The sequence below is a fragment of the Thiocapsa rosea genome (assembly GCF_003634315.1).
GTDB classification, from domain to species: Bacteria; Pseudomonadota; Gammaproteobacteria; order Chromatiales; family Chromatiaceae; genus Thiocapsa; species Thiocapsa rosea.
Window position 1 is genome coordinate 4,114,918 of sequence record NZ_RBXL01000001.1, and the last position, 12,922, is coordinate 4,127,839.

Sequence of the window (12,922 nt, forward strand, 5' to 3'; positions counted from 1 at the left end):
AATCGCGGAGTCAAAAACCCATGCCCAAGCTGAAAACAAATCGCGGGGCGGCGAAGCGCTTCAAGCGCACTGCCTCCGGTTCGGTCAAGTGCAATTCATCTCATCGGCGTCATATCCTGACCAAGAAGAGCACCAAGCGTAAGCGCCAATTGCGTGCGCCTAAGCGGCTCCATAAGTCGGATGTGCGGGCCGCGCTGCGGATGATCCCTTACTGCTGATCGACTGATCGCATTGCGCTTGTACGAATCTCAGGAGTCAAAGAATGCCACGCGTCAAACGGGGTGTTACCGCCCACGCTCGTCATAAAAAGGTCCTTGATCAGGCCAAGGGTTACTACGGTGCCCGCAGTAAGGTCTATCGCGTTGCCAAACAGGCCGTCATCAAGGCCGGCCAATACGCCTACCGCGATCGCCGCCAGAAGAAGCGCCAATTCCGCGCGCTCTGGATTGCGCGTATCAACGCCGCCGCTCGCGAGAACGGTCTGTCCTACAGCCGGTTCATCGACGGGCTGAAGAAGGTCGGGGTCGAGGTCGACCGCAAGGTGCTCGCCGACATCGCCTATCACGACAGCGTCGCCTTTGCTGCGCTGGCCGAGCAAGCGAAGACCGCACTGGCCTAAGCCGTTTCCTTTCTCGCCCGGGTTCTACGGCGATACAAGAGGGAAAGGCCCCGGTCTTTCCCTTTTTCGTTTCACGACCTCGCGGCGGACCAGACACCCAGCCGGAAGACCCGACTATGGCTGAACACACCGGACTCGGTCTCGCGGCGCTGCAAGCCGCCGCACTCGAGGCGATCGCGGCAGCGGCCGATCTTGCCAGTCTCGATCAGGTGCGCGTGCGCTATCTCGGCAAGAGCGGGGAGCTGACCGCCCTGCTCAAGCAGCTCGGCACGCTGCCGGCCGACGAGCGCCCTGCAGCAGGTCAGAAGATCAACCAGGCGAAGGTCGCGGTCCAGGTTGCCATCGACCAGCGCAAGATCGTCTTGGAAGAGGCATCACTCACCGCGCGACTCGCCGCCGAGCGGATCGACGTGAGCCTGCCGGGACGCGGCAGACGGCCCGGCGGACTGCATCCCGTGACCCGTGCCATGCGTCGCATCGAGCGTCTGTTCGCCAACGCAGGGTTCGCCGTCGCGGAAGGGCCGGAGGTCGAGGACGCTTATCACAACTTCGAGGCACTCAACATCCCGGAGCACCACCCCGCGCGGGCGATGCACGACACCTTTTATTTCGATGCCGAGTTGCTGCTGCGCACCCACACCTCCCCGGTCCAGATCCGGGTGATGGAGGAGCAGGCGCCGCCGCTCAAGATCATCGCGCCGGGTCGCGTCTATCGCTGCGATTCGGATCTGACCCATACGCCCATGTTCCATCAGGTCGAAGGCCTGCTGGTCGATGAGCAGGTCAGCTTCGCCGACCTCAAGGGTGTGCTCTACGACTTCTTGCGGAACTTCTTCGAGCGCGATCTGGAGCTGCGTTTCCGGCCGTCTTACTTCCCTTTCACAGAGCCTTCGGCCGAGGTCGACATCCAGTGTGTCATCTGCGGCGGCAGCGGGTGTCGGGTCTGCAAGCAGACCGGATGGCTCGAGGTGCTCGGTTGCGGCATGGTCTATCCGGAGGTCTTTCGGCACGTCGGCATCGACCCCGATCGCTATCTCGGATACGCCTTCGGCATGGGGGTGGAGCGTTTGGCGATGCTGCGTTACGGAATCGACGACATCCGTTTGAATTTCGAGAACGATCTGAGATACCTGCGCCAATTCTCGTGAGATTCGGCTAACCGCTAACCGCTAACCGCTAACCGCTAACCGCTAACCACTAACCACTAACCACTAACCACTAACCACTAACCACTAACCACTAAGAAATAGGGCAGCAGCAGATGCGATTCAGCGAGGCGTGGTTGCGGGAGTGGGTGAACCCACCGGTCGACACCCGGCAATTGGCCGATCAGCTCAGCATGGCGGGTCTGGAGGTCGACGCGGTTGAGCCCGCGGCCCCGGCCTTCAGCGGCGTGCGGATCGGCTGGGTGCACTCCGTCGCGCCCCATCCGGATGCCGAAAAGCTGCGGATCTGTCGGGTCGATCTCGGCGAGGATGCGCTTCTCCAGATCATCTGCGGGGCCGCCAACGTCGCCGAGGGGATGAAGGTTCCGGTCGCGACGGTCGGCGCCGTGTTGCCCGGCGACTTCAAGATCAAGAAGGCCAAGCTGCGGGGTGTCGAGTCCTTCGGCATGATCTGCTCGGCCAAAGAACTCGGTCTTGCCGAGTCCTCCGAGGGCATCCTGCCCTTGCCTGCGGATGCGCCGGTGGGCGAGGACATCCGTGCCTGGATGGCGCTCGACGACCACTGTATCGAGGTGGACCTCACCCCGGATCGCGGCGATTGTCTCAGCATTGCCGGACTCGCACGCGAGGTCGCCGTGATCAACCGTGCGCCGCTCGCCACACCCGCGATCCAGCCGGTCGCGCCCGCGCATGAGCAGTCCCTGCCGGTTCTACTCCAGGCGCCTGCCGCCTGCCCGCGCTACGTCTGCCGGATCATCCGCAACATCGATCCGAACGCGACCACGCCCTGGTGGATGCAGGAGCGCCTGCGCCGCGGCGGGATCCGGGCCATCAGCCCGGTGGTCGACGTGACCAACTATGTCCTGCTCGAGCTGGGCCAGCCGATGCACGGGTTCGATCTCGCCAAGCTCGACGGCGAGATCCGCGTGCGCATGGCGGCGCAGGGCGAGCGCATCGCCCTGCTCAACGGCGAGGAGGCGACCCTGCGTGCAGACACCCTGGTGATCGCCGATTCCGGACGCGCCGTTGCGTTGGCCGGGATCATGGGTGGTGCTGAGACCGCCGTCGGTCCCGAGACCCGCGACGTGCTGCTTGAAAGCGCCTTCTTCGCGCCGCTTGCCGTCAGCGGCAAGGCGCGCTCGTATGGTCTGCATACGGATTCATCGCATCGGTTCGAGCGCGGTGTCGACCCCCAACTCCAGATCCGTGCGATCGAGCGTGCGACCCGACTCTTGATCGCGATCGTCGGGGGCGAGCCGGGTCCCGTGGTCCAGGCGATCTCGGAAGTTGATCTACCGAAGCCCGAGACCTTGATACTCCGTCCCGCGCGTGTGGCTCAAGTGCTCGGACTCGCATTGCCCGAGGAGACCATCCTCGGCATCCTCGCACGTCTGGGCATGCGCACCGAGCCGACCGCCGAAGGATGGCTGATCACGCCGCCGAGTGCCCGCTTCGACCTGGTTCAAGAGGTCGACCTGATCGCCGATATCGGCCGTATCTACGGTTACGATCGAATCCCGGTCAGTCACGCGAGCTCGGCATCGGTCACTCGATCGACCCCGGAAGCGGATTTCGATCTGGATCGCGCCCGTCTGGCATTGGTCGATCGCGGCTTCCACGAGGTCATCACCTACAGCTTCGTGAGCCCCGAGATTCAGGCGTTGGTCGACCCCGAACAGGAGGTACTGCGCCTGGCGAATCCGCTGAGCGCCGAGCTCTCCACCATGCGCACCAGCCTCTGGCCGGGCTTGATCCAGGCCGCGCGGTACAACCAGGCGCGACAACAGGAGCGGGTGCGGATCTTCGAGTCCGGTCTACGCTTTCGGATCGGCGCGGACGGTCTGACACAGACGCAGGGTCTCGCGGGCCTCATCACCGGAAGCCCGGATCCGGAGCAGTGGGGTCTATCGAGCCGCGCGTCGGACTTCTTCGATCTGAAGGCCGATGTGGAGGCCCTGCTGGCGCTGACCGGCGCACCGGAGCGATTCGGCTTCATTCCCGGCACGCATCCGGCGCTGCATCCCGGTCAGACCGCGAGCGTGGAATGTGACGGTCGAGCCATCGGTCTGCTCGGAATGCTGCATCCCAGCCTGGCCGCACAGCTCGACATCACGGGCGATGCCTATCTGTTCGAGTTGGACATCGCACCGCTGAGCGTCGGCGCCCTGCCCAAGCACGCGTCGATTTCGCGCTTTCCGAGCATTCGCCGCGACATCGCCATCATCGTCGACGAGGCCGTGACTTACGCGGCGATTGCGGACTGTATTCGCGCTACGGAGACCGAGCTGTTGCGCGATCTGGTCCTGTTCGACCTCTACACCGGCAAAAACATTGAATCGGGCAGAAAAAGTCTCGCTCTTGGATTGATTTTACAGGCTTCTTCTCAGACACTTACAGATGGTGTCATCGAGGACACCGTGAGGCGGATCCTAGCTCGCCTCGCTTCGGAATTTGGCGCAAGATTGAGGGATTGACCCCATGGCATTGACCAAGGCCGATATGGCCGAGCACCTGTTCGATGAGCTTGGCCTGAACAAGCGTGAGGCCAAGGACATCGTCGAGATGTTCTTCGAGGAGATTCGCGCAGCGTTGGAGCGCGGCGAGCAGGTCAAGCTCTCCGGGTTCGGCAACTTCGATCTGCGCGAAAAGAAGGAACGTCCCGGCCGCAACCCCAAGACGGGAGAAGAGATCCCGATCACGGCGCGCCGCGTGGTGACCTTTCGTCCGGGGCAAAAGCTAAAACAGCGAGTGGAGGCCTATGCTGGAACCGACCGATAAGGGCGAGGACAACGGCCCCGGCGATCTTCCGCCGATCCCGGGAAAGCGATACTTCACCATCGGCGAGGTGAGCGAGCTCTGTGGGGTAAAACCCCACGTGCTGCGGTATTGGGAGCAGGAATTCCCTCAGCTCAAACCGGTCAAGCGACGCGGCAACCGTCGCTACTATCAGCGTCACGACGTGTTGATGGTGCGCCAGATCCGCAACCTACTCTACGAGCAGGGCTTCACGATCGGTGGTGCGCGCCTGCAGCTCAGCGGCGAGGGTGCGAAGAACGATCTGAGCCAGACGCATCAGATCCTGCGCCAGATGCGTGCAGAGCTCGAAGACGTCCTTCAGCTGCTGCGACGTTGACAGCGCAAGGGCTTCAACCTACTATTGCCCGTCTTATCGGGGCGTAGCGCAGCCTGGTAGCGCACCTGAATGGGGTTCAGGTGGTCGGAGGTTCAAATCCTCTCGCCCCGACCAAAAAATTAGAAGTATATTCAAGCGGTTATCGGTCACCCGATACCGCTTTTTTATTGTCTTCGTCCTCGGTGTGCCGGAAATGCACCGGACGAAGCCCCGTCTCGATTCGCGCGGCATGCTCGGCAAGGTGCTCCGGCGCCAAATGGGCGTAGCGCTTTGCGCCAGGCGTTGCTGCCGGCTTTGACGATCGGACCCCAAATCATCTCTTGGTCAGGCGCCTTGCGCGGGTAGCAGAAGACGCGGGTCTCGTGTCGCCCTTCCCATCGCCGCAGCACGAGCACGGCATCCTTGTTGAGCGACGCGCCGATGGCTTTGCGGGCCTTGGCATGGTCCGGGTGGATCCAGGCGACGCACGTGATGACGGCGCTGTTCGGCGACGACAACGAGCCGTGGGATGCGGAATCGGAGTGACGGCGCTGGCTGGCCGGGACCTTTCCGAGTACGGTGGGCGAGATCCTGGATCGGCGCTGGCTATCCACATGGGCCGATCCCGGCCGCGCCGAGCGGTCCGAAAGGCTCAGCTACCCACATGGTCCAACCGCAGTCGCTCCAGGAGGTCCAGCAGGGGCGCGGCCTTGTCGTAGGTCTCGCGGTACTCGGCTTCGGGGTCGGAGTCGGCGACGATGCCGCCACCGGCCCAAAGGCGCGTGACCCCGGCCGAGTGGACGAGGGTGCGGATGGCGATGTTGGTGTCCATGGTGCCGTCGTAGCCCAGATAGCCGATCGACCCGCAGTAGACGCCGCGACGCTGTGGCTCGAGCTCCTCGATGATCTCCATGGCGCGCAGCTTGGGCGCCCCGGTGATGGAGCCGCCGGGGAAACAGGCCCGCAACAGGTCCAGGGCGGTGCGACCCTCGGCCAGGCGACCGCGGACCGTGCTGACCAGGTGATGGACGCGTGCGTAGCTCTCGATCGCGAAGAGTGTCGGGACATGCACGCTGCCGATGGCGCAGACCTTGCCGAGGTCGTTGCGCAGGAGGTCGACGATCATCAGGTTTTCGGCGCGGTCCTTGACGCTGTTGCGCAGGGCCTGCGCGAGCATCCGGTCCTCGACGGCGTCGCTCCCGCGCGGCCGGGTCCCTTTGATGGGCTTGGTCTCCACGCGGTCCCCGCATACGCTCAGGAAGCGTTCGGGCGAGGAGCACAGGATGTGACAGTCGGGCGTCGAAAGATAGGCCCCGAAGGGAGCGGCATTCGCGATGCGCAGTCCCTTGTAGGCCTGCCAGGGGTCGCCCTCCGCGGGGACGGCGAAACGCTGGGCAAGGTTGACCTGGTAGCAGTCGCCCTCGTGTAGATAGTGTTTGATGCGGGCGAGGGCCGTCAGATACTCCCCGTGGCCGAGGTTGGAGCGCACGCGATCAAGAACGCGGAAGGCGTTCGGCGCGCGTGTCGTGCGCCGGCCGGACAGGGCAGGGGCCAAGCGTGCGAGCCACTCGTGGAGACACGCCTCATCCTGTGCGACCAGCCGCGAGCGTCGCCTCGCATGATCCACGACCAGCGCCCAGTCATAAATCCCGACGGCCATGTCCGGGATACCCTCCGCGTCCTCAGCGAGGCTGGGGAGGCGTTCCAGACGACGGGCGAGATCATAGGCGAAGTAGCCGATCGCCCCGCCGCAGAACGGCAGGCCCGGGATGCGGGGTCGACGCGGGCCGAGGGTTTCGTCCAGTAGGGTGAAGGGGTCCGCCAGGGAGGCGCGCGTCCCGTGCGCATCGTGCAGCTCGGTCCTGAGTCCGCGGGTGACCAGCGTCGCGCTCGGCTCGGCGGTCAAGATGTCATAGCGCCCTTGCGTGCACGTCGGCCGCCCGCTATCGAGGAAGACGGGCCAGGCGCGGCTCGCCAATGCCTCGAACAGGACGCTGCTGTCGGGGCGGTAGGGAAGGTCGCGGATCAAGGGGGTGGTCATCGGGCGTCCATCTCCGCCGCCAGGAAGGCCACGGCGGCTGCAGGGGCACATTCGGCGACATCCGGGATTGCGTTTTCCGTCGTGGTTTCGAGCAACCCGCAACAACCGACGTGAGGGCGATTCAATCGATTCGCCAGCCTGCGCACGAGGATCGGAGTATCCGCTTACGCCGACGCGACCTGCCTTGATGAGGATCAGGTCGGTGGTGGTGCTGGCGATATCGACGAGCAGCCTCGTCGGTCGCTGCGGTGCCGTGCTCGATTAAACCGCGTCCAGAGCGACATGCGTCATTGTCCAGAGCGACATGCGTCATTGTCATGTTGCGTTTGGCTTCGGAGATGTCCTCGACCTCGGTGAGGGGCGGTTTAAATTTAATCTTTTTAATACCTTAAATCGCGCCGGCTCCGACAGTCGTCGGAGCCGGCGCGGCCAAGGCAATCCAACAAACCACGCATACCGCACTGGGCGCGGTTTATAGCACAACGGCGAGATCCGGCATCGGGTGCGGGACGCTCGGTCTTGGCATAGACTGAAGACAACACACTCATGCCCTCGAGCGCGCTGTCGGCTTGGACCGACATGGCCGCGCAACCGCGAAACGGAGATCTCCGGGGCCCCTCGTGAGTGGCGCCTTGCTCATCTCGATCGCCGAGCTCGAGGGCGTTGCTTACGTCCTCCGGACAGGAGCTCAACATGTTTCATGTCTCCCGCCCAAGGCTTTACGGTTTGCTTGCTGCCGGGCTCTTCCTGCTCCTTGTTTCCGGTGCCGCTCTCGGCGCATCCGCTTCGTCGGGGGCAGCTTGGGATGCTTGCCGTGATCGGGTGATCGCGACCCTCGAGGCTGCCGGTCTGCGGGATTTCGGCGATGTCAGCGCCTATACGGGTGCGACCGGTACCGGCGCGCTCCAAGCGGTCATCGACCAGTGCGGTTATCGCTCCGAACGCATAGGACCGGCTTTTTGCGACGACCTCTACGAGCAGGTCTATGCGGCCTGCCGCGAGGATGGCTTCGAGGGCATGAGCATGGCCGCAACATCGTGGGTTCTGATCTTCGATCCCGACGGCCCACTCGTGGAGCGGTTGAGGAGGGTGTGCACACAGCCGGCGACGATCGACCGGACGAGGTTCGGTCGTCTGATCTGCGGGGAGTGAGGTTCAGCTCTCGCCGCGCATGACCCGACGCACCAGGGGAATGCTCGGTTGGCGTTGCTCGCGCAGGCTGACTTGGTCGATCCGCTCGATCAGGGCGACCAGCGAGCCGGGATCGCGGGCATAGTTGTTCATGATATAGCGTGCGGTTTCCTGTCCCAGCCGCATGCCGAACTCTGCGGCGATCTCCGTGAGCAATCGCTCGCAGTCCGGGTCGCTCAGCGGCAGCAGGCAGTAGCGCGGCCCCCATTGAAGGCGCGAGCACAGATCCGCCAGGCCAAGCCCCAAGGCGTCCGGGGCCGAGCTCGCCGCGATCAGGAGCGGGCATCCGCGCGCGCGCGCTCGATTGAAAAGATCGAATAAGGCGACCTCCCAGTCCGCCTTGCCGGCGATGGCCTGCACATCGTCGATCGCCAACAGATCGCGGCTCTCGAGGTCGTCGAAGATCGAGGGCATCAGCCCGGTCTTGCCGAGCGGGATGTATTGGGCCATGCGGCCCCTTTGGATCGCCGCCTGGCAGGCGCCCTGCAGCAGATGGGTCTTGCCCGTCGATGCGCCTCCGAACAGAAACACGTAAGGCTCGCCGGCCCCGGACGCCAGGGTCGCGACCGCGGCGAGCGCCTCTGCGTTCGGACCGGCGCGATAGTCCGCGAGCGTCGGCTCACGGATCAGCGTGATCGGCAGATGCAGTTGCCCGGGATGGTCGGTCACGGTTCCGTCTGCTCGGGGTAAGGGTGCGGCGCTTCAGCCCGGGCGGCGCGAGAGTGCGGTCGCGGTCTCGGCGAGCCGACGGCCCAAGGCCAAACACAGACGTTTTTCCTCGTCTGTCACCGGCAGGGCGCTGTCGGGGCCGGCCAGGTGCGAGGGGCCGTAGGGAGTGCCGCCGGAGCGGGTGTGAAGGAGGTCGCCCTCGGTGTAGGGGAGCCCCATCAACAGCATCCCGTGATGAAGCAAGGGGATCATCATGGTGAGCAGCGTGGCCTCTTGACCGCCGTGCAGGCTGGAGGTCGAGGTAAAGACCCCGGCGGGTTTGCCGGAAATGGCCCCGGAGAGCCAAAGACTGCTAGTTCCGTCGAGGAAATACTTCATCGGGGCGGCCATGTTTCCGAATCGTGTGGGGCTGCCGAGTGCAAGGCCGGCGCAGCCGCGCAGGTCATCTTCGTCGGCATAGGGTGCACCGGAGGCCGGGACGCTGTCCTCGGTCGCTTCGCAGACGGTCGAGACGGCAGGTACGGTCCGCAGGCGCGCTTGCAGTCCGCCGGCCTCGACGCCGCGTCCGACATGACGGGCCATCTCGGCGGTGGCGCCGAAGCGACTGTAGTAGAGGACAAGGATGTAGCTCATGGATGATCGGTCTCCGAATAGGACGCCGGAATGCGCGGGTCACGAATCGGACCGGCGCTCGGTCTGATACTGATGTCGTGGGTCGGGCATTAAACCGCGTCCAGAGCGAAATGCGTAATTTTCACGTTGTGTTCAACGTCGGGCGCTTCCTCGATCTTGGCGAGACGCGGTTTAAAATTTAATCTTTTTATCACTTTAAGCCGCGCCAGCTCCGAGAGTCGTCGGAGCTGGCGCGGCTAAGCTAATCCAACGAATGACGCATACCGCTCCGGGCGCGGTTTAGTCTAAACCGCGTCAGCAGTGAAAGCCGATGTTTCGTCCGCCCGAGCCGCCCCGTCCGACCTCGCGAGATCCGGGCATTGAACTGTCACGTCGAACTGGTGAGAATCAGCCGACCCGGCCCGGATGTTCGTCCGGTGCCCAAATCGTGCGAGGAGGCAAGACAAGAATGGCTCACCTGCGTTCGCGTGATGGTCGGCGAGAGCTTCGACTGATGTTCATCCTGCTCGTGTTGTGCGCGACTGCCGTCGGTGCTGCAACGCGCGACCCGGGTCAGCATTTCTTCGATTCGACCTTCGGGGATTTCGCCGAAGAGCTCGAGACGGCGAGAGACGAGGGCAAGAAGGGCATCCTGCTGATGTTCGAGATGGACGAGTGCCCCTTTTGTCATCGCATGAAGACCACGGTGCTGAACCAGCCCGAGGTGCAGGACTATTACAAAGCGCATTTCATGATCTTCCCGGTCGATATCGAGGGCGATGTCGAGATCCACGATTTCGCGGGGACGGCGATGCCGCAAAAGGATTTCGCCTTGAAGACCCATCGGGTGCGTGCGACGCCGGTGTTCGCCTTCTTCGACCTCGACGGCAATCTGGTGGCCAGGTACACCGGGGCTACGGGTGATGCGACCGAGTTCATGTGGCTCGGGGAATACGTCGTTCAGGAACGCTATAAAGACATCACCTTCCCGGCCTACAAGCGCGAGCGTCAAGCCGCCGCCGCGGAGTAACACACCGCACGCCGCGTCGCCATCCGGGCGGCGTACGGGGCGCGATCCCAGGAGCAGACAATGGACGAGCATCAAAGCGAGCAACGTATCTGTTACCGCTGCCTCGTCGGCGGCCGGGTGCAGGGCGTGTTTTTCCGTGCGTCGGCTCGCGAGCAGGCGATGCGGTTGGGCGTGACCGGATATGCGCGAAATCTTCCCGACGGGCGCGTGGAGTTGCTGGTTTGCGGGGAGGCGAGCGCGGTCGGTCATCTGCGCGACTGGTTGCGCACCGGGCCCCCGGGGGCTGCGGTGACCGGGGTTGCTTGCGAGCCTCTGGACTATCAGCAGTATCCGAGCTTCGCCATCGACTGACGGGGCGCCCGCCGAGCCACGGTGCGACAGGTGTCCGGCATCTCAATAACCGCCCGCCGTCCGACTCGGACGCTCCGGGTAGCCGTCGAGACGCACGACGCGGGTCTCCAGCGCGCCGTTCGCAAGGAGTGTGAGTTCTCGGTAACCGGGGGGTTGCGCATCGATCGCGAATTTGGATTGGCGTGGCTCGAACTGAACACAGGTCGAGGGTGTTCCCAGAACCCAATACCCGTCGAGACGCTGCGCGAATTCCTGGTGAACATGACCGCAGACCAGGGCCTTGACCTGATGATGCCGGTTGCAGAGTGCAATCAGCTCATCTCCGTCCTCGACCGAGAGCCTGTCCATCCAGGCGCTCTGTACAGGGATCGGATGTTGATGCAGAAAGATCACCGCCGGTGATCGCTTTGCCACGAGGGCATCGCCAAGCGCCGCGAGTCGAGCCTGTCCGATTCGCCCGCCCTCTCGGCCCGGCTCGGTGGAATCGAGAAAGACGAGGTTCCAGTCTCCGAGCGTTCGCACGGCAACCGGCCCGAGCGCCGCGGGTCCGAGTAGCTCTTCCATCAGCGGCTGCGAGTCGTGGTTGCCGGGGATGCAGTAGTAGGGCAGTCCGGTGCGATCGAGCAAACGGCGAAGCGCTCGATAGCCTTCGCGCGACTCGTCATGGACGAGATCGCCCGTGAGCACCAAGGCATCGGCAGGCGGCGAATGCGCGAGTGCGAGCTCCAACACCGCCTCGAAGCTGCGCCGCGTGGTCACGCCGAGCAGCTGCCCGTCGGGTTCGGCGAAGAGATGCGGATCGGTCAACTGCAGAAGCGTCAGCCGTTGCGCGGTCTGTTCCGGCCGGGCTCCCCCCGTTGTGGGTGACGGGGCGACGTCGAATGTCCGTAAGCCGTTGGGCGCTGGCATAATCTGCTCCTTGTTGATCAGGACTAGGATATAGCAGTTGTGCAAGTGAGCGTTGCCGAACCAGTTCACAGACTTGTCGAAGAGTGCCCTAGCCCATAAAAACAGACGATCGCAGCCATTGGAACAAACAATTTCTGAAATGGCTTGGAGGTGACTAAGGTTTTCGATGCAGGTTCAGCCAACCCCGGTTCATTCCATCGTGAGGAGATCGACATGGAGCTCAAGGGCAGCAAAACCGAAGAAAGTTTGAAGGAAGCCTTCGCGGGCGAGTCTCAGGCGAATCGCCGCTACCTCTATTTCGCCGCCAAGGCCGATGTCGAGGGCTACAACGATGTCGCGGCGGTCTTCCGCTCGACCGCCGAGGGCGAGACCGGCCATGCGCACGGCCACCTCGAATATCTCGAAGCCGTCGGCGACCCGGCCACCGGTCTGCCGATCGGTCCGACCGGCGACAATCTGCGGGCGGCCATCGCGGGCGAAACCCACGAATACACCGATATGTACCCCGGCATGGCCAAGACCGCACGTGACGAAGGCTTCGACGAGGTCGCCGACTGGTTCGAGACGCTGGCCAAGGCCGAGCGCTCGCACGCCAATCGCTTCCAGAAGGCGCTCGACAACCTCGACGCTTAAACCGCGTCCCCCCGAGCAACCAGGCCGGCTCGGCGGCATCCTCGGACAGGGTCGACACCAAGGGTCTCGGCGTCGATCGCGGTTTAGGGAAAAAGCGCTTTCGATGGCTTGAAGAGAGAGCGACCGGCATGTAGGGGCGACTTGAGTCGCCCCTTCAGGTTTTCCAGTGAGGCGTCATCCGGATGCCGACGTCCGGAAATCGTCGTCACGTTTCGCAAGAACGCCGCTGAGCCCTCATGCACTTCGCAGTCCCTCATGCAGCGCAACTCCGCACGCGTATAATCGTGACTCGCCCCGCAGCGCTCCAGTCGCTCGAAACCGAATTCTTCGGTGTCGACCAACGGCGACCGACGCCCGAGGGTCGAGGGGCAACATCCGCACGCGGCGGCTCGACCCGCATTAAGCCGCGTCCAGAGCGAGATGCTAACTTCCGAGGGAGGTCGGCGTTTGGTGCATCCACGGCCCTTAGCGGGGACGCGGTTTAATGTCTCAAAAAATATTAACGTCTAAACCGCGTCTCACCGGGGTTGAGGACATCTCCGAAGCCAAACGAAACATGAAAACGACGCATGTCGCTCTGGACGCGGTT

15 protein-coding genes and 1 tRNA gene are annotated in these 12,922 nt (G+C 63.7%); 12 read left to right on the forward strand and 4 right to left on the reverse strand.

What is annotated here, in order from left to right; all coding sequences use genetic code 11:
* The first annotated feature begins 20 nt into the window (after window positions 1–20).
* The 8 genes from rpmI to BDD21_RS29070 all read left to right on the forward strand — a co-directional run bounded on the left by rpmI (window position 21) and on the right by BDD21_RS29070 (window position 5,443).
* Entirely contained in the window at window positions 21–218 is a 198-nt protein-coding gene (gene rpmI, locus BDD21_RS18495) for a 50S ribosomal protein L35 (RefSeq protein ID WP_093186566.1), read from the forward strand.
* 44 nt (window positions 219–262) lie between these two features.
* On the forward strand, window positions 263–619 hold the full coding sequence (rplT, locus tag BDD21_RS18500) for a 50S ribosomal protein L20 (RefSeq protein ID WP_007194183.1): 357 nt from the start codon (window positions 263–265) through the stop codon (window positions 617–619).
* Window positions 620–735: 116 nt separating this feature from the next.
* Window positions 736–1,767, forward strand: a complete 1,032-nt coding sequence (pheS, locus tag BDD21_RS18505) for a phenylalanine--tRNA ligase subunit alpha (protein WP_120798415.1) — start codon at window positions 736–738, stop codon at window positions 1,765–1,767.
* A 113-nt stretch (window positions 1,768–1,880) separates the two neighbouring features.
* Window positions 1,881–4,259: a phenylalanine--tRNA ligase subunit beta gene (gene pheT / locus BDD21_RS18510; protein ID WP_120798416.1), complete on the forward strand. Its 2,379-nt coding sequence runs from the start codon at window positions 1,881–1,883 to the stop codon at window positions 4,257–4,259.
* Window positions 4,260–4,263: 4 nt separating this feature from the next.
* Window positions 4,264–4,563, forward strand: a complete 300-nt coding sequence (gene ihfA / locus BDD21_RS18515; RefSeq protein ID WP_007194180.1) for an integration host factor subunit alpha — start codon at window positions 4,264–4,266, stop codon at window positions 4,561–4,563.
* Entirely contained in the window at window positions 4,544–4,918 is a 375-nt protein-coding gene (locus BDD21_RS18520; protein ID WP_007194179.1) for a MerR family transcriptional regulator, read from the forward strand. The genes ihfA and BDD21_RS18520 overlap by 20 nt, the downstream gene beginning before the upstream one ends.
* Window positions 4,919–4,955: 37 nt before the next feature.
* A tRNA-Pro gene (locus tag BDD21_RS18525) sits at window positions 4,956–5,032 on the forward strand.
* Window positions 5,033–5,320: 288 nt separating this feature from the next.
* On the forward strand, window positions 5,321–5,443 hold the full coding sequence (locus tag BDD21_RS29070) for a hypothetical protein (protein WP_281269161.1): 123 nt from the start codon (window positions 5,321–5,323) through the stop codon (window positions 5,441–5,443).
* Window positions 5,444–5,549: 106 nt separating this feature from the next.
* Here BDD21_RS29070 and pabB read toward each other — a convergent pair whose 3' ends face one another.
* On the reverse strand, window positions 5,550–6,938 hold the full coding sequence (gene pabB, locus BDD21_RS18535; RefSeq protein WP_120798417.1) for an aminodeoxychorismate synthase component I: 1,389 nt from the start codon (window positions 6,936–6,938) through the stop codon (window positions 5,550–5,552).
* Between the two features lie 693 nt (window positions 6,939–7,631).
* On the opposite strand from pabB, the gene BDD21_RS18540 reads away from it, so the two are divergent.
* On the forward strand, window positions 7,632–8,090 hold the full coding sequence (locus BDD21_RS18540) for a hypothetical protein (RefSeq protein ID WP_120798418.1): 459 nt from the start codon (window positions 7,632–7,634) through the stop codon (window positions 8,088–8,090).
* A 3-nt stretch (window positions 8,091–8,093) separates the two neighbouring features.
* Here the strand turns inward: BDD21_RS18540 and hda are convergent, their stop codons facing one another.
* Both hda and wrbA read right to left on the reverse strand, forming a co-directional pair.
* Complete coding sequence (hda, locus tag BDD21_RS18545; protein ID WP_120798419.1) at window positions 8,094–8,798, reverse strand: DnaA regulatory inactivator Hda; 705 nt, start codon at window positions 8,796–8,798, stop codon at window positions 8,094–8,096.
* 33 nt (window positions 8,799–8,831) lie between these two features.
* Window positions 8,832–9,431 carry an NAD(P)H:quinone oxidoreductase gene (gene wrbA / locus BDD21_RS18550; protein WP_120798420.1) on the reverse strand — a complete coding sequence of 200 codons (600 nt, stop codon included), beginning with the start codon at window positions 9,429–9,431 and terminating at the stop codon, window positions 8,832–8,834.
* 493 nt (window positions 9,432–9,924) lie between these two features.
* Between wrbA and BDD21_RS18555 the strand changes: the two genes are divergently transcribed.
* Entirely contained in the window at window positions 9,925–10,440 is a 516-nt protein-coding gene (locus BDD21_RS18555; RefSeq protein ID WP_245969679.1) for a thioredoxin family protein, read from the forward strand.
* 60 nt (window positions 10,441–10,500) lie between these two features.
* Complete coding sequence (locus BDD21_RS18560) at window positions 10,501–10,791, forward strand: acylphosphatase (protein ID WP_120798422.1); 291 nt, start codon at window positions 10,501–10,503, stop codon at window positions 10,789–10,791.
* 42 nt (window positions 10,792–10,833) lie between these two features.
* Here BDD21_RS18560 and cpdA read toward each other — a convergent pair whose 3' ends face one another.
* A complete protein-coding gene (gene cpdA / locus BDD21_RS18565; RefSeq protein WP_120800005.1) occupies window positions 10,834–11,700 on the reverse strand; it encodes a 3',5'-cyclic-AMP phosphodiesterase in 867 nt (288 codons plus the stop codon).
* Window positions 11,701–11,913: 213 nt separating this feature from the next.
* Here cpdA and BDD21_RS18570 point away from each other — a divergent pair, with 213 nt between their 5' ends.
* A complete protein-coding gene (locus BDD21_RS18570; RefSeq protein ID WP_093030780.1) occupies window positions 11,914–12,333 on the forward strand; it encodes a rubrerythrin family protein in 420 nt (139 codons plus the stop codon).
* Window positions 12,334–12,922: the final 589 nt, after the last annotated feature.